This window comes from Dyadobacter subterraneus, assembly GCF_015221875.1.
Lineage (GTDB): Bacteria > Bacteroidota > Bacteroidia > Cytophagales > Spirosomataceae > Dyadobacter > Dyadobacter subterraneus.
On sequence record NZ_JACYGY010000001.1, the window covers coordinates 5220521 to 5240411 of the forward strand.

Sequence of the window (19891 nt, forward strand, 5' to 3'; positions counted from 1 at the left end):
TGAATTTTGAATAAGAAATAAGTATTCTTTTACATCCAATTTCTTTGTACTTAAATAAATCAAATCGCGTTATGCCGATTTCATTTCGTGATGTTTAATGATATAAAAATGTACAAAAAATTTATTCTCCTGCTATTTTCTTTAATAATCTGGCATCATGATTTCGCCCAGAAAAAACAATCGTCAACATCTGTCAAATTACAAAAACTATCGGTACCGAAAGACAGCCGTTATATAATGCAGGAAGATGGAAAACCATTTTTCTGGCTGGGCGACACAGCCTGGGAATTATTCCACCGTTTAACTTTCGACGAAGCTGAATTATATCTTAAAAACAGGGCGGCAAAAGGATTTAATGTGATTCAAAGTGTAGCACTTGCAGAATTTGACGGACTCATTCAGCCAGACCAACAGGGACAATTGCCTTTAATCAATAACGATCCGACAAAACCGAATGAGTTGTATTTTCAACATGTTGAAAAGGTCATTGATAAGGCAAATGAGCTCGGATTGTATGTTGGATTTTTACCTACCTGGGGCGACAAATTCAATAAAAAATGGGGTGTTGGGCCAGAGATTTTCACACCTGAAAACGCAAGAATTTATGGAGAATATTTGGGCAAGAAATTTAAAAACAAAAAGATCATCTGGATTCTTGGGGGAGACAGAAGTCCTGAAAATGAAACTCATACAAAAATCATTGAAGCAATGGTTGCCGGAATAAAAGCGGCTGTCGGGAATGAGCAGATTATGAGTTATCATCCTAGTGGTGCAAGTTATTCTTCGAAATATTTTCACAAAGAAAACTGGCTGAATGTCAATATGTTCCAATCCGGCCATAGTGAAAGAAACAGTAAAAATTATTTGATGATTCGTAACGATTATAATCTTTCTCCACCAAAACCAACGCTCGATGGCGAACCACGTTACGAAGATCATCCGATTAACTGGAAACCCGAAGTGGGTTATTTCAATGATTTTGACGCCAGACAAGCGGCCTATTGGGCGGTACTTTCAGGTGCCTGCGGACATACATATGGCTGTCATGATATCTGGCAGTTTTTCAACTACGACAGAAATCCGCCGGTTTCAGTTGCCAAGACAAACTGGAAAGTTGCCGTTGATTTTCCCGGCGCCTTCCAGGTGGGCTACATGAAGAAATTTCTGGAATCTCTGCCATGGACAACACTCGTTCCGGATCAGTCCATCATTAAAAATGACAATCCGGAAGATGCTGGTTATCAAATTTCAGCCTTTTCTAAAAATAAAGATCTGCTAGTTGCTTACACGCCTTACGGCCGCAGCTTTAAAATCGACCTGAGTCAATTTACTTCTATATCATTAAATGCCTATTGGTTTAATCCAAGAGACGAGACAAAAGTTAAGATTGGAAACATCAAAAATGACGCAGTGACCGAATTTAAACCCTATGCCGCCGGTCCTGGAACCGACTGGATATTGGTGATTGCCGATTCAACAAAACCCTGGGGAAAATAAAAACAACGCTTATTCGAAACGCAAATGTTTTACAGATTCGCCGGATCTGGCCAGTTCGGTTAAGGATTCAATACCGATTTCCAGGTGCGTTGTGACATAATTGGTCGTTACTTTTTTATCACTTTCCTCGGTTTTAACACCTTCCGGAACCATCGGGTTGTCAGATACCAAAAGCAAAGCACCGTGTGGAATTGAATTGGCAAAACCAACAATGAAAATGGTAGCCGTTTCCATATCAATGGCCATGGCGCGGATGTCACGAAGATATTCTTTGAAGCTGTCATCATGCTCCCAGATCCGGCGGTTGGTTGTATAAACTGTACCCGTCCAGTAATCCAGTTTGTGTTTGGCAATACTCGCAGAAACCGTACTTTGCAAACGGAAAGAAGGCAGTGCCGGAATTTCACTTGGCATATAATCATCGCTCGTACCTTCTCCGCGGATGGCCGCAATGGGAAGTATCAAATCTCCAACCTGCGTTTTTTTCAATCCACCACATTTCCCAAGAAAAAGTACAGCTTTGGGATTGATGGCAGAAAGCAAATCCATAACCGTCGCCGCCATCGGACTTCCCATACCAAAATTGATAATGGTGATATCATTGGCGGTAGCCGTTTGCATTGCCCGTCCTGTGCCTTTCACTTCAACCCCAAACTTTTCCGCGAACATGGTCACGTAATTAAAAAAATTGGTAAGCAGTATATAACTTCCAAAATCTTCCACTGCTGTCCCGGTATACCGCGGAAGCCAGTTTTCTACAATTTGTTCCTTCGTTGTCATCATTTTTTTGGGTTTATTGGCATCACTGACTGTGATGACTATCTTCGCCTATGGAATCATTAAATTTGCCTGCTTTCGAATATAAAGTTAAAGATGTAAGCGGGAAACCTTATATTTTTGACATTATACGAAGAAAATTTGTCTCTCTAACGCCTGAGGAATGGGTTCGGCAACATTTTATTCATTTGTTAATAAATCACTACGGATATCCCAAGGCGCTTTTTGCCATTGAAACGGGTATGAAATATCATACGCTGGCCAAAAGGACGGATATAATGATACTCTCGAAAGACAGTTTGCCTTTTCTTCTGGTTGAATGCAAAGCGCCATTTATTCCTGTAAATGACATCACTTTTGCCCAAATCAGCCGCTATAATTTCACTTTGCAGCCAGCATATCTGGCAGTCACAAATGGCATGAGCCATTATTGTTTCAAGGTTGAAAATGGTCAGGTCAAATTTCTGGACGATTTTCCATTTTATAGAGAATGGAATAAAGAAGAATTTTAGCCCTAAAAAAGAAAAGCCTGCCAACAACATTGTCGGCAGGCTTTTTCAAAGAGGGTTACTCAAATATTTTGATGCAATTATTTAACTGCAACCAATTTAATATCCAAAGTAAAATCGTCGTTAACCAATTTGTCACCAAGTGCAGAAGCGTCAAAGAACGATTTTGAATTGTATTTAATGTCGAATTTAGAACGGTCAATTACCAATTTACCAGTGATGTCAGCGCCAGTTGCAGTTGGTTTAACAGTTACAGGGAAAGTTACAGGTTTTGTAATTCCTTTGATAGTAAGATTACCAGTTACGTCGTAAACACCAGCACTTTTAGCAACAGCTTTTGTGGTAACAAAAGTTGCAGTTGGGTGTTTTTCAACACCAAAGAAATCGTCAGATTTCAAGTGACCGATTAATTTTCCATTGTATTCTTTGTCTGTAAGGTCAGTATTGGTGATCGTTGTAAGATCTGCAATAAATTTACCCCCAGACAATTTAGTACCGTCCATAATTACAGTACCTTCTTTCAAAGAAATTTTACCAGTATGTTCGCCAGTTACTTTTTTACCTGTCCAGATAAGTTCGCTTTTAGCAACATCAACTTTAAGGTTTGTAGCTTTAACTTTTCCGTCAGCAGCATTAACAGCTGTAAATGCGAACAAAGAAACTGCAACAGAAGCAGCAAACGATTTTAGAGAATTCATTGTAGTCATGATTTAATTTAAATTGATTGTTTGTTATTTGTATTAATTGTTGTTTTTTGAATTACGTAATTTATCGAGCAATAAACTGATCTGATCCGCTTCTTCCGGTGTGATCCCAGTCATATTATCTTCCCACTTTTCAACTTCCGGATCCAGTTTTTTTAATAAATCCAAACCTTCTTCGGTAATAATGACATCCACAGCGCGGCGGTCATTCGGGCAGGATTTTCTGTCAACCAGTTTTTTAAGAAGCAGCTTATCAATCAGTCGCGAAGTGTTAGAATTTTTATCCAGCATCCTTTCGGCGATGTCACTTACTTTGATCGGATTAGGATGTTGCCCTCTTAAAATCCTCAAAACATTAAATTGCTGTGAAGTAATATCAAACTCCCGAAAAATCTCCATCTGCTGATACTGGATCCAGTTACTGGTAAAAACCAGGTTGAGTCCCAGCTTCTGATATGGGCTTCGAAATCTTTTTTGTTTTATATCGGTTTCAATAGACATAGCTTAATTCGTTGAAATGCAATACTGTGTATATACATATAATGTTGAAACATGTATTTGTTCAATTTAAGTTCCAGTTTGTAAAAAGTATTTGCGGATATTTGTGAGAAATTATACTCATATAACATAACACACTTACTATCAAATACTTAAAATGATAAATTATTTTAACAAAATATGTTTCAGTTATCAAAGCCGTTGATTCTGGCTTCCAATTCCCCTCGCAGAAAACAATTATTACAGGAAACCGGATTTGATTTTGAAGTAGAAGTACTCCCAACCGATGAATCTTTCCCTGATAATATTCCAACGCATGAAGTCGCCGGATACATTTCTTCACAAAAAGCAGAAGTTTTCAGAAATCTTCATCCTGAAAAAATTATACTGACAGCTGATACCGTCGTTATTGTTGGAGAAACCATTTTAAACAAACCACAAGATATTCCGGATGCGGTGAGAATGTTAAAAATGCTATCCGGAAATACACATGAAGTTACAACGGCCGTTAGTTTATTGGCGGACGATCATGTTTATACCATTTCCGATACGGCGCTTGTCACGTTCCGGACATTAGAAGATACCGAAATAAACTATTATATTGAACATTATAAACCGTTTGATAAAGCCGGTGCCTATGGAGTTCAGGAATGGATCGGCATGGTGGGTATTAATAGGATCGAAGGTTCATTTTATACCATTATGGGACTTCCGGTTCATGTTGTTTACCAATTATTAAAACCGTTTTTGATAACACAAAGCTGAAATCCGGCTTTCAGATCGATCACATGTCCAAAATCTGATGCATCCCAATCTCCCGAAATTTATTCCCAAAGTTTGTTATGAAATATTCGTCCGGTCCTTTTGTGACTCGAACGGAGATGGAATAGGAGATTTGAACGGTATTATTTCAAAACTGGATTATCTGGCCGATCTTGGGATTGAGGCGATCTGGCTCACACCTATTCATCCATCACCAAGTTATCATAAATACGATCCTGTCGATTATTACGGAATCGAACCGGAATTCGGGACAATAGAAATTTTCAAACAACTGCTTACCGAAGCTCATAACAGAAATATCGTTGTTTATCTTGATCTGATCGTCAATCACACCAGCACCTATCATTCCTGGTTTGTGGAAGCGAGTAAAGGTCCGGAAAATCCTTTTCGCCATTTTTACTGGTGGCTGTCTCCTGAAAAAATTGAAGAACTTGGCATTGCCAAAAGACAAACTTCGGATGATTCGGATGAAGTTTACCCCTGGCATGAGATACCGGGAGATAATGAAAAATACTATGGACTCTTCTGGAAAGGCATGCCGGATCTTAACTATGATTCGGAGCCGCTAAAAAAAGAACTGGCGAAAATCATCACTTTCTGGCTTGAAGAAATTGGTATTGACGGATTTCGCCTCGATGCTGCCAGGCATATTTACCCGATTTGGGAAAAAGATAAAAATCATGATTTCTGGGAATATTTTAATGGCGTTGTACAGAAGGCGAAGCCAGATGCTTACACCGTCGCGGAAGTCTGGGCGGAAACCTGGGAAGTAGCACCTTATCTGGAAAATCTCAACGCCACTTTTCATTTCGATTTAAGTTTTGCGTTGCAACGGATTGTTATTCAGGAAAAGGATGAAAATTTAATCCAGCAATTACTGGCAAGTTATTCCCAGTTTGAAGTTTTCAATCCTGATTTTATTGACGCGATCATGCTGACAAATCATGATCAGGATCGGATTGGAAGTGTCGTTGGAAATCATTTGGGAAAAATAAAACTGGCCGCTACACTTTTACTTACCTTGCCCGGACAACCTTATATATACTATGGCGAGGAAATTGGTATGCTCGGAAGAAAGCCGGATCCATATATCCGCGAACCTTTTCTTTGGTCAGAAAATGAAACGGATCCAGTAAAAACCAATTGGCTGAAAGCAGAATTTTCCACGCTAAAAACGATTGAGCCACTTTCCATTCAGGAAAATAATCCTGATTCTATTTATTCACATTACAAAAAGCTGATTCATTTACGAAAAACGGTTCCGGCTCTTGGACAAATTTTAAAGCCAAATCTTGAAGAAGTCGAATCTTTGGACAATGAAATTCTCGCTTATGTTCGCACACATGAAACAGAGCCGGTTTTTATTATTCATAATTTAAGCAGCGAGATAAAAAAGATAACACTTCCTGATAGTAAATTAAATTTTCAGGAGATAATTTTTTCAACCAATAAATCTTCAATTCTGGAAAATGGAATACTTGAACTTACTTCTTATGGAAGTTTGATTTTAAAGGAAAAATCAGCGCCGATATCAGGTATTACTTTACCAACAGTAGTTTGACCGGCACATTCATCTTTATAAAGAATTACTGATAGTCCCGGATAATTTTATAAAAATGAAACTACGCCTCACATCTTTCATTACCTTCCTATTTCTGGTTTTATCAATTTCCGCTTTTGCGCAAAAAACTTATCCTACACTTGGAAAGATCATTGTAAATGACCCAAAACTGGAAAAGTTACTTCCGAAAAACGCAAACCTGGAAGTGATAGCAACGGGATTCGTGTGGTGTGAAGGTCCGGTTTGGGTGAAAAACGGCGCTTATTTACTTTTTTCAGATGTACCAAAAAATACGGTTTACAAGTGGGATGAGAAAAATGAATTATCTGTTTTTCTAAAACCTTCGGGTTATACCGGATTAGGCGAATATAGTAATGAGCCGGGAAGCAATGGTTTGACCATCGACAAAAAAGGGCGATTAATTTTCTGTGAACACGGCGACCGCCGGATCTCTGCCATGCCTTTAAATGGTGGCGGAAAAGTTACATTGTCAGATAATTTTGAAGGAAAACGATTCAACAGTCCAAACGACGTGTTACAAAACCCAGCCAACGGCAGCATTTATTTCACAGATCCGCCTTATGGTCTGGCCAAATATGAAATGGATTCCAGCCGGGAAACTTCTTATTTTGGTGTTTACCAAATTACGCCAAAAGGCGAAACCAGACTAATAATTAAAGATTTGACAAGACCAAACGGATTGGCTTTTTCCGCAGATGGCAAAACACTTTTCATCGCACAGTCAGATCCCGAAAAAGCATATGTCATGTCATATCCTGTTCAGACAGACGGATCAGTAGGAAAAGGCAAATTATTTTATGATGCAACGCCGATGAGTAAATCTGGTTTGAAGGGTTTACCTGACGGACTTAAACTTGACGTCGAAGGAAATATCTGGACTTCCGGTCCGGGTGGCATATTGATTCTATCACCTGAAGGAAAACTGCTCGGCAAAATTGAAACAGACGGAGAACTTGCATCCAACTGCGCCTGGGGCGATGACGGATCAACACTTTATATTACCGTCGATGGATATTTATGCAGAATAAAAACCGGCACGAAAGGTATCAACTGGTAAAATAAATAACAAGGAATGATTTCCATGTTATTTATTTCCAATTCCTCTCAAACTAAGAAGTGTATTTTCAACGCTTTTGTGAACATTTGACCAATCTGTTTTTCCCTCTTTATACACTTTTACATAAGCTTTATAAAGAGCAATCTGATTTCCGTCAAGCGTATTCAATTCGTTTGTCAATGCTTCTCTTTCCGAGGCTGACGCAGATCTGAATTTATTCAGTAAAACATCTCTGCGACGCTCCACAATATCCAGTTCGTAAAGTACCAAACCTCCCAATTTATCCATTTCAGCATATTGGTTGATCAATTGCTGGTTTGCCTCGGCATTAGCGTTATTGATACTTCTTGAATCCGAACCAGCACGCGGGTCCGTTTCATTTGCTGTTTTTAAATAATCCTTTTTGTATCTGATTTCCGACTGATCTCCTTTTCCGGTGTTGTATGATGTTGTGGATTTTATGACAGTCGTCGTATCTCTTTGTACGGATGAGCTTGTGTAGGGCTGCTGTTTATTATAATCCGAAGCGTCTGATTTGCTCAGACTACTTTTAAGATTTGAGCAGGAAATATTGAACAAAGCAAGAAATGAAATTCCGGCTATAAAAAAGTTACGACGCATGGCAGTATTAATTAAAAATTATGTCGTAATCCAATATTCAAATTTGGACTGAAATAGAAAACTTTGGGAAGCAATTCTATAAATCCTCCGCCTTCAACAAAAAAAGATGTTGGTTTTTGAGAAAAGAAAAATTCAAGACCACCCGTGAATGACGGACCCGTTGAAATATTACTGGTATGTACCTCTTTAATATTTGGATTGGGATAATATCTCCTTGAATTGATCTGAACCCCTACTCCGCCATACGCAATCATTCTGTCGTTAAACATAGGTACAAACCATAAATAACTGCCGTTCAGCATGAAGCCTATACTTGAATATTCTCCAGAGCGGTAATCTTTCTTTTTCAATAAACTTGAATAGGTACCTGCTGTGATGTCCAGTGCATTTTTGTCTCCATATTTTCGGAGATTGAAACCTGTCGGCTCACCAACTTTTACACCCAATGCCCATTTTTCAGGCTGAGCCTGTGCTATTGAAAAACAAAAAATCAATGCAAAAAGTAAAAAAAATCTTTTCATAAACGTGTTACTAAAAAATAAATATTAGAATATAATTTCCCCGTTTTCCCAAACCAAAGTCCCTTATACTACACATTAATAAAACCGAACCAGAGCTAAAAACGAATATTTATTAGGACGAAGAAGTAACGGATTGGTCACAAAAATACTAGTCTGGGAAAAGGTATAAATTGTTTCCTTTAAATCAAATTATCTGACTGCCTTTGTTTCAGGATCATTTTATTTCTAATATTGACCCGACATTTCATTATTCTAAACTAATAATTAGCCCTGTGGTTGATAATAAAAAGAGTAAAATCTTTAATTCCAAAGACTTAATTGCATATTTCCTTGTAGCCGGGACCGGCGCCGTTGTTCAGTTACTTTGCAGTAGTTTATTTAAAGACTGGTTTGGATTAACTTTCCAGCAATCAATTTTACCCGCTTACGCAGCTTCTTTTGTAGTCGGCTTTGCACTTACCAAATTGTTTGCCTTCAATGCCCGTAACACGAATCAAACAAACCGGGAAATGGTTAAATTTCTAATGGTTGCCGTTTTTTCAGGATTTGTAACATATATATTTTCAACGGGAGCTAAATTTATTTCTGATAATTATTTTGAGCAATATAATTACCTATTACCCTGGTCAAAAAAACATGTGAATGTTAATGAAATGGCCTGCTATATCGTGGGAATGGGTTTTAGCTTTATCAGCAATTATATTCTTCACAAAACATTTACTTTCAAAAGCACAGGTTTTTATAACCGCCTAAAAGTGCTTATCCGATAATTTAAAAATTGCCACGAATACTCGAATTTTCACAAATGTTTTCTAAGTCATTCGTGTAAAATTCACGGTCAGCCTCGCGGTGTATTCGTGGCAAGAATATTTTTGACTATAATCAAAGTTTTTCCACAATAATAGCCGAAGCTCCCCCGCCTCCATTACATATAGCGGCAAGTCCGTAGCGTCCGTTTTTTTGTTCCAAAACAGAAAGTAATGTTGTGATAATTCTCGCTCCCGACGCTCCAAGCGGGTGTCCAAGCGAAACGCCTCCCCCAAAAACATTTACTCTTTCCTGATCCAGCCCAAGTTCTTTAATAAAAAATAAGGCAACGACTGCAAAAGCTTCGTTCACCTCAAAAAAATCGATATCCGAAATCGTCAATCCCGCTTTTTTCAAAACTTTTTGTGTTGCCAAAACCGGCGTTGTAGTAAACCAGGCAGGATCTTGTTCGGCATCTGCATAAGCAACAATTCTTGCAACAGGTTTTAATTTCGAATTCAAAACGGTAGTTGAACCTGCTAAAATCAATGCGGCTGCTCCATCGTTAATTGTCGAAGCATTGGCGGCTGTAACAGTTCCATCAGAAGAAAAAGCAGGTTTTAAAGATGGAATTTTTTCAAACTTTACCTTTTTGAATTCTTCGTCTTCTTCAACAAAAACAGAAGGGCCGCCTTTTGGGGAAATGATTTCAACCGGAATAATTTCGTTTTTGAAATATCCCTTTTCTGTTGAATCTGCAATTAATTTATAAGATCGGATCGCAAATTCGTCCTGCTCTTCTCTGCTAATGCTATATTTTGAAGCGGTTTTATCTCCGCAAAGTCCCATCGCACTTTGGTCATAAACGTCAGTAAGTCCGTCTTTTACCAAACCGTCGATAATTTCTCCATTTCCATAACCGTAACCATTTCTGGCTTTTGGCAGATAATAGGGAATCTGAGACATATTTTCCATGCCACCGGCCACAACAACTTCTGCATCTCCCAGCTGAATAGCCTGGGCACCAAGCATAACCGCCTTCATGCCGGAAGCACAAACTTTATTAACCGTCGTACAAATTACGTTTGGAGATAATCCTGAGAAAATTGCAGCCTGGCGCGCAGGAGCCTGTCCCAAATTGGACGAAATCACATTTCCCATATATACTTCCTGAACGGAAGTCGTGTCAATTTTTGATTTTTCCAATGCTCCCTTGATCGCGGCGGCGCCAAGGCGTGTTGCGGAAACGGAGGATAACGAGCCGCCAAAACTGCCGATCGTTGTGCGTGCAGCAGCAAGAATAAAAACTTCTTCTTTCATGTTTTTAGTTTTGTTGATCTGATTTTGACAAATCAAAGTTTATTGCCAGACTCTCTTCTGTATAACAATAAATATAAGAAACCTGTCCTGAAATGAAGAAGTTTTTATTCTATGGTCGTTTTTTTTATATTGATGGAAGATTAAATCGTGGCGACATCAATCACAAAACGATATTTCACGTCGCTTTTTAAAACTCTCTCGTAAGCCTCATTGATATAATCCATCTTGATCACCTCGACGTCAGAAACAATATTATGTTCTGCACAGTAATCAAGCATTTCCTGCGTTTCTTCAATCCCGCCAATGTTTGAACCCGTCAGTGTTCTGTTTTGGCCTAACAAGGCAAAACCATTCAAATGAATAGGTTCCGGCGGAATTCCGACACAGATCATCGTGCCGAAAGTATGCAGCATATTCAGATACATATCATAATCATGTGGTGCAGAAACAGTGTCGATTATAAAATCAAAATAGCTGGTAAATTCCTTCACCTGAGCCGCATCTTTTGTGTTACAAAATTTATGCGCTCCAAGTCTTTTGGCATCTGCTTCTTTTGATGGTGAAGTACTCAACATAGTAACTTCTGCACCGAAAGCAGCTGCAAATTTAACAGCCATATGTCCCAAACCGCCTAAACCTAAAACCGCAACTTTATGTTCCGGTCCGATTTTCCATCTCTTCAGCGGAGAATATGTTGTAATTCCTGCACACAAAAGCGGCGCAACTCCTTCAAGCGGAAGTTTATCAGAAACACTTACTACAAAAGCTTCATCACAAACAATCTGGTTTGAATAACCCCCATAAGTTGGCGTTACTCCATCTCTCTCCACAGAATTGTAAGTGAAAACAGTCTGGCCTTTTTGACAAAATTGCTCATGTCCGCTTTTACAATTATTACATTCCCGACAAGAATCCACCATACAACCGATTCCAGCCAAAGCACCAACCTGAAACTTGGTAACCTCATCTCCGATTTTTACAATCTTGCCCACAATTTCGTGGCCAGGAACCATTGGATAAGTTGAATTTCCCCATTCACCTCTCACCTGATGAATATCGGAGTGACAAACTCCGCTGAAAATAATTTCAATCAATACATCTTTCGGACCAACTTCGCGTCTGTCAAAATCCCAGTGAGCCAGTTTATCATCGCTGCTGTGTACAGCATATCCTTTTGTAGCTATCATTTTGACCGTTTTTAAAGATTTTGTGTTATTATTTTGAGATGAAAAATTACTAAAATTTAGTCTCCTAATTTAAAAATAATCCGCCGGTTTTAAAGCTCATCCGAATTCCCCGGCAGCCGGTCATATTCTCCTTTTAGCCCATAATAACCAAAAATCATAAGTCCAGCGCAGATCGGGATAAATATGATAATGATGATCGACCATTGTAAAGTGGTATTCGTTCGCGCTATTCCAACCGCAGCGGCTGCAATTTTTTCTGCGGCCTGCATAAATAAAAATAAAATGATCGTCGGACCCAAAATGATCCAGACAACGCCCAAAATTCTTTTTAAAGTATTCATATCTTGTTGCTTAATGATAGCTGTTATAATGCTTTCTTTCATCTAAAAATATTAGAAATCTCAACTTCCGATAGCTGATAGCCGACCACCGAAAGCTTAGTCGGTTACATCCCGGTCCCCCTTATTATTAATATAAACTGCGCCGATTACAAAAGATAATGAAGCAATGCCAATTGGATACCATAAACCCGACAATGGCGTGGAACCCTGAAACGAGGCTACTAATGTGGCTATAAAAGGAACAAGACCGCCAAAAACGCCATTTCCGATATGGTAAGGAAGTGACATAGATGTGTACCGGATTTGTGTCGGGAATAATTCTACCAAAAAAGCAGCAATTGGTCCATAAACCATCGTAACCAGCAAAACCTGGAAAAATACAAGGGCAACAATAATCCAGAAAGTACTGTTTGGTAACGTTACGTCAGCAAAAGAGATCTTTTCTGTTGGCGGTAAGGTTTCGTCAGCATGAAGAGTAACAGCCTTAATTTCCTTAAAAGTACTTCCGTTATTTAATGTTTTTACGGTCGTGGTAGTAATCAGCGAATCTGCTTTTTCTGCTAAAAATTCTCTGGTAACGACAGGTGCAGATGACGATTTTAATTCTGTTTTCTGAAACTCACCGACATCGGTGGCGTCGATAAAATACTGATAGATAGGACGATAAAATATAATCCCAAACAGCATACCTGAAAGCATAATCCATTTCCTCCCCACTTTGTCACTCCAGGAACCAAAGATTACGAAAAATGGAGTCGCAAATAAAATGGCCCAGAGCAGAATATATCGTGATTCGTTAAAATCCAGCTTGCAGGTATTTTCCAGAAAAGACTGAGCATAAAATTGTCCAGTATACCAGATCACACCTTGTCCCATCGTCGCACCGAAAAGTGCTAACAATACCATTTTGAAATTCGCTTTTTTCTGAAAACTTTCTTTTAATGGATTGGCAGAAATTTTCCCTTCAGCTTTCAATTTTGAAAAAACCGGCGATTCGTGCATTTTCATCCGGATGTAAATTGAAACGCCAACAAGCAAAATAGATAACAGAAATGGAATCCGCCATCCCCAATCCGCAAAAGCCGGAGCGCCAAGGATATTTTTTGTAGCGACGATAACGCCCAGCGAAAGAAATAAGCCCAAAGTTGCTGTGGTTTGAATCCAGCTTGTAAAAAATCCTCTTTTCCCAGCGGGAGCATGTTCTGCCACATAAGTTGCTGCACCGCCATATTCACCACCAAGTGCCAAGCCCTGAACAAGTCTTAAAATCAAAACCAGAATAGGTGCCGCGTAACCTATACTGGAATATGACGGAATTAAACCGATCAAAAAAGTGGATCCGCCCATCAAAACGAGCGTAAGTAAAAATGTATATTTTCTTCCAATCAAATCACCCAAACGACCAAAAACCAATGCGCCAAATGGCCTGACTATAAAACCGGCCGCAAAAATAGCCAGCGTATTAATAAGAGCCGAGGCCCCGGCATCGCTTGGAAAAAGCTGATGACCGATAATTACCGCCAGACTTCCGAAAATATAGAAATCGTACCATTCAATTAATGTCCCGAGTGAGGAGGCTGCAATCACTTTTGTGATGCTTTGTGTAACGTTGTCTTTGGGTGTACTCATTGATCAGCAAGTGGTAAGTATTGAACGTGAGATGGTTTGCCTGATACGGCAAATGCTTATTTAGCAGAATAAGGCATAAATGCAGGTTCAATACTCATTTTAAAATCAAAAAGCCTCCCAAATAAATTGGAAGGCTCCTAAAAAAGCTTGATTATTTTATACAGACAATGATTCTTCTACCATTCATCCTCGTCGTCATCTTCCAGACTATCCAATGGCGCATCTACAATTTCATCTGTAACGTCAATTTCATCGTCTTTATCCGATTTTCTTGTCAACTCCGGATCATCTTTCGGCATACGGCCTTGCGGCGTATTTTCCGGATAATCAGGATATATCGGTGCAGCCAAAATTGGTTTACTTGTATCTAAAATGTCCGGATCTTTTCTTTTCGTTATCATGATATTTTCAGTTTAAAAGGTTGACTACTAAACTAATTTGTAATGGTTTTTCAAATAATCATTCCCGTGAATATTCACGTCTGGCCTGTTATTAATTGTAGAGATTTTTCCGTTTTTGTAGAAGATACACGCATGGTTTTTTTCATTCGCTATTTATTATGGACTTGATAACTGCTCGTTAGCTTATGATTTGAAACAGAAATAACATTCAGATTTGGTATTATCTAAAAACCTCGTGAAATTGCCGCCCTGCTTTAATCCGAGAGGATTTCTGTTTCCCGAATCTCCTAAACCATTGAAAAAATGCTAGAAAAAATTGCACTCCTGTTTTTAGTAACAGCCGGAGTTTTTTACCAAAATCCGGTGAATGCCGGCACGGCTGATTCCACACTTATTATAAAAAAAACCACCGACTTCAAAGTTAATGGTGAAGGTACAGCAGCAAACTGGGCAGCTGCGAGCTGGTTCGATATAAATGTTCAAAAAGGCCCCAATCAGCCTGTTCCAGGAAAACAATATCCTACGAGAGTGAAAATCATGCATTCAGACAAAGGAATTTACTTCCTGTTTGACTGCACCGATAAAAGACTGACAGCTACAATTCTTGAAGATTTTGGCACTTTGTTTAAAGAAGATGTGGTAGAAGTTTTTCTATGGCCGGACACTTCCGAACCGATTTATCTTGAATATGAAGTTTCTCCGCTTAATTATGAACTGGCGATTCTTGTTCCCAATATTAAAGGAAGAGCACAAGGCTGGAAACCATGGTTTTACGATGATCGCAATAAGGTACAACACGAAACAAGTGCCCAAGGCGGACAAAAGAAAAGCATGGCCGCCGTGGAAGGCTGGAAAGCTGAATTTTTCATTCCTTATGTTTTGATGAATCCGATTGTACAAGCTCCGCCAAAATCCGGAGACAAATGGAGAGGAAATTTTTATCGTATCGATTATGACAATAAAGAAACCGCTTATTATTCCTGGCAAAAAACCAGCGGAAGTTTCCATGATTTCAAGAAATTCGGCACACTCATTTTTGAATAAAATTTAATCCAATAACAACTAAACCATGAAACAAACCATTCTTACCATTTTCTGTTTAATCGCAGCAACCATGACTTTTGCCCAGAAACCCGCAAGCAGAGAAATTCTTTATATAGGTACTTACACGCAAAAAGGCGAGGGCATATATGTTTACGGGTTTGACAGAAGTAATATGTCTTTCAAGGAATTGCAAGTACTGACTAATAAAAACAGTCCTTCTTTCCTGGAATTCCACCCGAATAAAAAATTCCTTTATTCAGCCAATGAGGATAATAATACGATCTCGTCCTATAAAATTGATCAGACAACGGCCAAACTTACCCCGATCAATGAAAAATCATCTGTTGGAAAAGGTCCTTGTCATGTAAGTGTGGATCCAAAAGGTCGATTTATCTATGTTTCTAATTACGGCAGCGGTTTGCTGGCTGTTTATTTATTGAATGCGGACGGAAGTATTGGCGAACTGGCTGACCAGATTCAGGACAAAGGATCCGCATCTCAAAAACCACATATGCATTCGGTTATTCCCTCGGCTGATGGTAAATTTATTTATGCTTCGGATCTTGGTATCGATAGAATCATGGTTTATCTGGTTGATCAAAAAACCGGAAAACTTACGCCTGGCGCAGTGCCCTATGCAGAAGTAAAAGAAGGTGACGGTCCACGCCATTTTGCTATTCACCCGAATGGAAATTTTGGTTATTCTGCTTGTGAATTGCACTCGGTGGTTAATGGTTTCCAAATTGTTAAAAATACAGGAGCCTTGGTTCCTATCGAACGTGTGAGCATGCTTCCTGAGGATTTTAAGGGAAAAAGCTTTGCAGCGGATATTCATTTTTCACCGGATGGAAAATTCCTTTATGCCTCTAATCGCGGCCATGAAAGTCTTGTTGTATATGCCGTAGATTCAAAAACAGGAAAACTTACAACCGTCGGTTTCCCTGAAACACACGGAAAACATCCACGCAATTTCATGGTTGACGCAAAGGGAGAATTGGTGATCGTTACCAATCGTGATAATAATAATGTCGTTTTCTTTAAGAGAAACGCAGCAACTGGGTTGCTGACTTATACTGAAAAGGAGATTAGTATTCCAACGCCGGTTTGTGTGAAGCAGTTGTTTTTGAAATAGAAAAAATACGATAATGATAAAGCCGCTAATCTGATTTCAAATTCTGATTAGCGGCTTTATTTTTTTAAGATTTACAACTCTACTGCCAGCAGTTCAGAACCAAGTCGATGCAAGGCTGCTTCAATTTTTTTAATCTGTGCCTGACGAGGTTTTTTCAACCCGGAAGCATAATGATTCAATTGCTTCTCGTTAATTCCGGTTAATCTGGCAATTCCTGTTTGATTAAAAATGCCTTTGTAATACTCTAACAAACTCTCAACACCAAATTTCCAGACAATCTCGTAATCACCTTTCAAGGCTGTCGGAATATTGTCCGGAGAAAATGTTTTAATAATATCAATGCAGTTAAGAGCTGACATTTTTGCCTCCTGAATAGTATCTCCTATCCCGTAAATCTTTTCCACGTTTTCAGCATAGGCTGCATAATCATCCTTTCCTCTGGCAATTATGATTTTAATTTTTTTCATGATTATGATTTATCAATTATTCCAAACCTAAATCTTTTACAATCTTTTTTCTTAATCCCTCCCAAATTTCATTTGATCCGTGAAATGGGACTGGATATCTCCGTCCGTTCTTTTCATAAATATAATGACTACCATTTGTCCGTATGTGTACTCAACCATTACGCCGGATAAATCTGTGAAATTCGGAGGATTTCATATTAAACTTAACAATTAAATAGTGTATGTGCCTTCACAAAGATATATAATAATATACCTTTCAACAATAATTCAATAACAAAAAGTCTGCATTCACGATATAAATCGTGAATGCAGACTTTTTGTTATTCTTAAATATTACTTTTAATTCACCTCCGTTTATCTCTCCCCTACTCCCCTCTCTTCACAAACCTCCCTGAAAAAACATTCGTCGCCTTCCCATCCTTAAACACCACTTTCCCATTCACCCAAACCATCAAAATTCCATCGGACAATGCCTTTGGATTAGCAATAGTTGCATTATCCTTAACCGTTTCAGGATCAAATAAAACCAGATCTGCGTAATAATTGGGAGTAACAATACCTCTGTTTTTTATTCCTGTATTTTCTGCTGCCAGGCCTGTCATTTTATAAACCGCATTTTCAAGCGACATGATTTTTTGCTCTCTTACATACTTTCCTAAAACCCGCGGAAAAGAACCGTGGCCGCGCGGATGTCCGCCAACACTTCCGTCCGAACAAATGCTGCTGTTTGGCCAGGTCAGAAAATTAATGACATCCTCTTCCGACATTGAAGTTGCAGCGATTACCGAAGATCCATCTTTTTCTTCTGCTTCACGCACAATGCGCATTAACGCCTTCGCCGGACTTTCCTGATTCATTTGACCAATTTCAGTTACTGTTTTTCCTTCATAAGATTTATTGGCAGAAAAATTTGTGATATAAGATTGCGCCGGATCGAATAATTGTTTGGTCGCAAAAATGGCGCTTTCTTCATTTTTGAAATCCTTTTTCGGGAATAAAACCCGCGGCGTCGACATCCACATTTGGTATGGATAAACATCTGCAGTTATATTGACTCCTTCGGATCTGGCTTCTGCCAATTGTGCCAAAATATCATGAGACTTTCCCCATTTACTGACCATAGCAATTTTCATATGAGAAATCTGAACCGGTATTTTCGCTCTTTTACCAATCTTTATAATTTCGTCGATGGATTCTTCCAAGTTCATATCTTCACTGCGGATGTGACTGATATATCTTCCACCTTTTGACGCAGAAACTTTGGCCAGATCAACAACTTCGTCGCGGTTCGAATAAAATGCATCTTCATATTCCAGTCCGGTTGCCAAACCCAGTGAGCCCTTATCCAGTTCTCTGCTCAGAATATTTTTCATGGTATCCAGTTCTGATGGCTTTGAAGTACGAAATAATTTATTCCCCATTGCCATTGAACGCATCATACCATGACCGGTATACGTTGCCAGATTTGTGCTGATAGGTTTGTTTTTAATCCTTTCCTGAATGCTATCGATCGGGATTCCGCCACCATCCTGGCCAACCACAATCGTTGTAATCCCCTGACTAATCGTAGAAAGTGATTCAGGATTATCTTCCAGTCCACGGTCATGATGACTGTGACTATCGATAAAACCAGGCGCCAAAACCTTCCCCTTTCCATCAATTACTTCCTCATTTTTATAAGCAGTCAGCTCACCGATATCACGGATTTTTGCGTCGATCAATCTCACACTGACCTTTCTGCCTGCCGTTCCGGTTCCGTCGATGAGATTTACATTATTGATCAGACTTGTTAAAGGAACCTTGATTGCTCTTCCTTCAAAAAGACTTGTAGCTAATCCGGCTGCCCGATAATTCCCGGAATTGTCCACAATGATCAGCGTCTCGTTGGCTTTAATATGTCTTACAATCATCGTATTGAACCCAACCCAACCACCGGAATGCTGCACGATTTCACCCGGTTTGGGTATAAACCAGCCAAAACCATAACCTATATCTTTGCCGTTGTTAAGTTTTCCGGAAGTTATTGCTTCCTGAAAAGTAGCTTTTTTCACCAGCTTTTCGGTATATAAAGCCTGATCCCATTTATATAGATCTTCAACAGTCGAATAAATATTTCCATCTCCAACCACACCATCAAACCGCACCAGATCATTCAAAACTTTTTTCCCGCCTTCAATCTTAAAACCAAAAACCCGGCTTGGCGGATAGGTTTTCATTTTCAAGGTATAAACATAGGAATTGGTCATTTTTAATGGATCAGCAATATATTTCTTAAAAAACCGATCGGCCGGAATTCCGGAAAGTTCTTCAATGATGGAAGCCAATGTGGTATAATTGGTATTGCAATATTCAAATTTCTCTCCCGGCTGAAAAACCAGTTCCGGCTTTTTAATTGCGATCAATTCCAATAAAGACTCGTTGGTAAGCGTATCCAGCAATCCCATATTATTCTGCGCAAAATCAAAATATTCCGGTAACCCGGATGTGTGATTCATGAGCTGACGGACTGTGATATTGTCATACGGGAATTCGGGCAGATATCGGTTTACTTTATCGTCAAAATTCAACTTTCCTTGCTCTTTTAAAATCATTGCCATCATCGTATAAAACTGCTTGGAAACCGAAGCGAGATTAAATGCGGAGGCGGTTGTAAGTTTTTTATTATTAGGAGTATTGGTGATTCCGTAAGCTTTCTTAAAAATCGTTTTTCCCTTTCTGCCAATCAACACGGTTCCATTAAACAAATCTCTTTCTTGCAGATAGGTCAGCAGAGAATCTATCTTTACCGATTTTTGGGTGATTTGGGCTTGGGTGAAAAGAGGGAAAATGAAGAGTAACAGAAGTAATTTTTTCATACAGAATTTTGAGAGTATGGGTTATGCTAAAAATCTTACACGCTAAAATTAACATGCTAAACCTCAATTCCTAACAGGAGCAACTAAATTCTCAACCTATCAAAATAAAAAATTACCAAAATCAACAATCACCAAACTATATTTTTATAATTTCGTCAATCGAAAAAAATAATTACAGCAAAAAGAGTATCGTTACATATTTGATGCATCTTTTCCCTG

General features: G+C 38.9%; 21 protein-coding genes. 8 read left to right on the forward strand and 13 right to left on the reverse strand.

The genetic code is table 11. From position 1 onward, the window contains the following. Nucleotides 1–108 precede the first annotated feature (108 nt). Nucleotides 109–1497, forward strand: coding sequence for a glycoside hydrolase family 140 protein (locus tag IEE83_RS21855; protein ID WP_194122615.1), 1389 nt, complete (start codon nt 109–111; stop codon nt 1495–1497). 9 nt (nt 1498–1506) lie between these two features. On the opposite strand, the gene IEE83_RS21860 is transcribed toward IEE83_RS21855, so the two are convergent. After that, nucleotides 1507–2277 (reverse strand): AMP nucleosidase, encoded by a 771-nt coding sequence (locus tag IEE83_RS21860; RefSeq protein ID WP_194123511.1) that lies wholly within the window; start codon nt 2275–2277, stop codon nt 1507–1509. Nucleotides 2278–2327: 50 nt separating this feature from the next. On the opposite strand from IEE83_RS21860, the gene IEE83_RS21865 reads away from it, so the two are divergent. Next, complete coding sequence (locus IEE83_RS21865) at nt 2328–2786, forward strand: type I restriction enzyme HsdR N-terminal domain-containing protein (protein WP_194122616.1); 459 nt, start codon at nt 2328–2330, stop codon at nt 2784–2786. A 77-nt stretch (nt 2787–2863) separates the two neighbouring features. Here IEE83_RS21865 and IEE83_RS21870 read toward each other — a convergent pair whose 3' ends face one another. Further along, entirely contained in the window at nt 2864–3481 is a 618-nt protein-coding gene (locus IEE83_RS21870; RefSeq protein ID WP_194122617.1) for a YceI family protein, read from the reverse strand. A gap of 42 nt (nt 3482–3523) precedes the next feature. Then, nucleotides 3524–3988: a MarR family winged helix-turn-helix transcriptional regulator gene (locus tag IEE83_RS21875; RefSeq protein ID WP_194122618.1), complete on the reverse strand. Its 465-nt coding sequence runs from the start codon at nt 3986–3988 to the stop codon at nt 3524–3526. Nucleotides 3989–4165: 177 nt separating this feature from the next. On the opposite strand from IEE83_RS21875, the gene IEE83_RS21880 reads away from it, so the two are divergent. Genes IEE83_RS21880 through IEE83_RS21890 form a run of 3 tightly spaced genes read left to right on the forward strand, consistent with a single transcriptional unit; the run spans nt 4166 to nt 7407 of the window. Continuing rightward, entirely contained in the window at nt 4166–4750 is a 585-nt protein-coding gene (locus IEE83_RS21880) for a Maf family nucleotide pyrophosphatase (RefSeq protein WP_194122619.1), read from the forward strand. Nucleotides 4751–4787: 37 nt separating this feature from the next. Next, on the forward strand, nt 4788–6329 hold the full coding sequence (locus IEE83_RS21885) for an alpha-amylase family glycosyl hydrolase (RefSeq protein ID WP_194122620.1): 1542 nt from the start codon (nt 4788–4790) through the stop codon (nt 6327–6329). Nucleotides 6330–6384: 55 nt separating this feature from the next. Beyond that, nucleotides 6385–7407 (forward strand): SMP-30/gluconolactonase/LRE family protein, encoded by a 1023-nt coding sequence (locus tag IEE83_RS21890; RefSeq protein WP_194122621.1) that lies wholly within the window; start codon nt 6385–6387, stop codon nt 7405–7407. A gap of 27 nt (nt 7408–7434) precedes the next feature. Here the strand turns inward: IEE83_RS21890 and IEE83_RS21895 are convergent, their stop codons facing one another. After that, a complete protein-coding gene (locus IEE83_RS21895; protein WP_194122622.1) occupies nt 7435–8028 on the reverse strand; it encodes a hypothetical protein in 594 nt (197 codons plus the stop codon). A gap of 11 nt (nt 8029–8039) precedes the next feature. Then, nucleotides 8040–8549, reverse strand: a complete 510-nt coding sequence (locus tag IEE83_RS21900; protein ID WP_194122623.1) for a hypothetical protein — start codon at nt 8547–8549, stop codon at nt 8040–8042. A gap of 272 nt (nt 8550–8821) precedes the next feature. Between IEE83_RS21900 and IEE83_RS21905 the strand changes: the two genes are divergently transcribed. Then, nucleotides 8822–9319 (forward strand): GtrA family protein, encoded by a 498-nt coding sequence (locus IEE83_RS21905; RefSeq protein ID WP_194122624.1) that lies wholly within the window; start codon nt 8822–8824, stop codon nt 9317–9319. A gap of 112 nt (nt 9320–9431) precedes the next feature. On the opposite strand, the gene IEE83_RS21910 is transcribed toward IEE83_RS21905, so the two are convergent. The 5 genes from IEE83_RS21910 to IEE83_RS21930 all read right to left on the reverse strand — a co-directional run bounded on the left by IEE83_RS21910 (nt 9432) and on the right by IEE83_RS21930 (nt 14174). Next, nucleotides 9432–10616, reverse strand: coding sequence for an acetyl-CoA C-acyltransferase (locus IEE83_RS21910; RefSeq protein WP_194122625.1), 1185 nt, complete (start codon nt 10614–10616; stop codon nt 9432–9434). A gap of 140 nt (nt 10617–10756) precedes the next feature. Next, nucleotides 10757–11803, reverse strand: coding sequence for an NAD(P)-dependent alcohol dehydrogenase (locus tag IEE83_RS21915; RefSeq protein ID WP_194122626.1), 1047 nt, complete (start codon nt 11801–11803; stop codon nt 10757–10759). Between the two features lie 89 nt (nt 11804–11892). Beyond that, nucleotides 11893–12144, reverse strand: a complete 252-nt coding sequence (locus IEE83_RS21920; RefSeq protein ID WP_194122627.1) for a DUF6814 family protein — start codon at nt 12142–12144, stop codon at nt 11893–11895. 96 nt (nt 12145–12240) lie between these two features. Next, nucleotides 12241–13773: an MFS transporter gene (locus IEE83_RS21925; protein ID WP_194122628.1), complete on the reverse strand. Its 1533-nt coding sequence runs from the start codon at nt 13771–13773 to the stop codon at nt 12241–12243. A gap of 176 nt (nt 13774–13949) precedes the next feature. Continuing rightward, nucleotides 13950–14174: a hypothetical protein gene (locus IEE83_RS21930; RefSeq protein WP_194122629.1), complete on the reverse strand. Its 225-nt coding sequence runs from the start codon at nt 14172–14174 to the stop codon at nt 13950–13952. A 303-nt stretch (nt 14175–14477) separates the two neighbouring features. On the opposite strand from IEE83_RS21930, the gene IEE83_RS21935 reads away from it, so the two are divergent. Together IEE83_RS21935 and IEE83_RS21940 are read left to right on the forward strand one after the other, a co-directional pair. Beyond that, the gene (locus IEE83_RS21935) at nt 14478–15218 is read left to right on the forward strand and encodes a carbohydrate-binding family 9-like protein (RefSeq protein ID WP_194122630.1); all 741 of its coding nucleotides are present in this window, start codon (nt 14478–14480) and stop codon (nt 15216–15218) included. Nucleotides 15219–15243: 25 nt separating this feature from the next. Next, a complete protein-coding gene (locus tag IEE83_RS21940; RefSeq protein WP_228101930.1) occupies nt 15244–16350 on the forward strand; it encodes a lactonase family protein in 1107 nt (368 codons plus the stop codon). A 71-nt stretch (nt 16351–16421) separates the two neighbouring features. On the opposite strand, the gene IEE83_RS21945 is transcribed toward IEE83_RS21940, so the two are convergent. The 3 genes from IEE83_RS21945 to IEE83_RS21955 all read right to left on the reverse strand — a co-directional run bounded on the left by IEE83_RS21945 (nt 16422) and on the right by IEE83_RS21955 (nt 19672). Continuing rightward, nucleotides 16422–16817, reverse strand: a complete 396-nt coding sequence (locus IEE83_RS21945; RefSeq protein ID WP_194122631.1) for a type II toxin-antitoxin system HicB family antitoxin — start codon at nt 16815–16817, stop codon at nt 16422–16424. A gap of 16 nt (nt 16818–16833) precedes the next feature. Then, complete coding sequence (locus IEE83_RS33630) at nt 16834–16962, reverse strand: type II toxin-antitoxin system HicA family toxin (RefSeq protein ID WP_369009356.1); 129 nt, start codon at nt 16960–16962, stop codon at nt 16834–16836. A 220-nt stretch (nt 16963–17182) separates the two neighbouring features. Next, a complete protein-coding gene (locus IEE83_RS21955) occupies nt 17183–19672 on the reverse strand; it encodes a serine hydrolase (RefSeq protein WP_194122632.1) in 2490 nt (829 codons plus the stop codon). Between the last annotated feature and the right edge of the window lie 219 nt (nt 19673–19891).

Coding starts and splice junctions, on each gene's coding strand:
- IEE83_RS21855 (WP_194122615.1), top strand. CDS start 109: ATGTACAAAAAATTTATTCTCCTGCTATTTTCTTTAATAATCTGGCAT.
- IEE83_RS21935 (WP_194122630.1), top strand. CDS start 14,478: ATGCTAGAAAAAATTGCACTCCTGTTTTTAGTAACAGCCGGAGTTTTT.
- IEE83_RS21885 (WP_194122620.1), top strand. CDS start 4,788: ATGCATCCCAATCTCCCGAAATTTATTCCCAAAGTTTGTTATGAAATA.
- IEE83_RS21925 (WP_194122628.1), bottom strand. CDS start 13,773: ATGAGTACACCCAAAGACAACGTTACACAAAGCATCACAAAAGTGATT.
- IEE83_RS21900 (WP_194122623.1), bottom strand. CDS start 8,549: ATGAAAAGATTTTTTTTACTTTTTGCATTGATTTTTTGTTTTTCAATA.
- IEE83_RS21875 (WP_194122618.1), bottom strand. CDS start 3,988: ATGTCTATTGAAACCGATATAAAACAAAAAAGATTTCGAAGCCCATAT.
- IEE83_RS21865 (WP_194122616.1), top strand. CDS start 2,328: ATGGAATCATTAAATTTGCCTGCTTTCGAATATAAAGTTAAAGATGTA.
- IEE83_RS21860 (WP_194123511.1), bottom strand. CDS start 2,277: ATGACAACGAAGGAACAAATTGTAGAAAACTGGCTTCCGCGGTATACC.
- IEE83_RS21955 (WP_194122632.1), bottom strand. CDS start 19,672: ATGAAAAAATTACTTCTGTTACTCTTCATTTTCCCTCTTTTCACCCAA.
- IEE83_RS21880 (WP_194122619.1), top strand. CDS start 4,166: ATGTTTCAGTTATCAAAGCCGTTGATTCTGGCTTCCAATTCCCCTCGC.
- IEE83_RS21870 (WP_194122617.1), bottom strand. CDS start 3,481: ATGAATTCTCTAAAATCGTTTGCTGCTTCTGTTGCAGTTTCTTTGTTC.
- IEE83_RS21940 (WP_228101930.1), top strand. CDS start 15,244: ATGAAACAAACCATTCTTACCATTTTCTGTTTAATCGCAGCAACCATG.
- IEE83_RS21915 (WP_194122626.1), bottom strand. CDS start 11,803: ATGATAGCTACAAAAGGATATGCTGTACACAGCAGCGATGATAAACTG.
- IEE83_RS21890 (WP_194122621.1), top strand. CDS start 6,385: ATGAAACTACGCCTCACATCTTTCATTACCTTCCTATTTCTGGTTTTA.
- IEE83_RS21920 (WP_194122627.1), bottom strand. CDS start 12,144: ATGAATACTTTAAAAAGAATTTTGGGCGTTGTCTGGATCATTTTGGGT.
- IEE83_RS21910 (WP_194122625.1), bottom strand. CDS start 10,616: ATGAAAGAAGAAGTTTTTATTCTTGCTGCTGCACGCACAACGATCGGC.
- IEE83_RS21895 (WP_194122622.1), bottom strand. CDS start 8,028: ATGCGTCGTAACTTTTTTATAGCCGGAATTTCATTTCTTGCTTTGTTC.
- IEE83_RS21930 (WP_194122629.1), bottom strand. CDS start 14,174: ATGATAACGAAAAGAAAAGATCCGGACATTTTAGATACAAGTAAACCA.
- IEE83_RS21945 (WP_194122631.1), bottom strand. CDS start 16,817: ATGAAAAAAATTAAAATCATAATTGCCAGAGGAAAGGATGATTATGCA.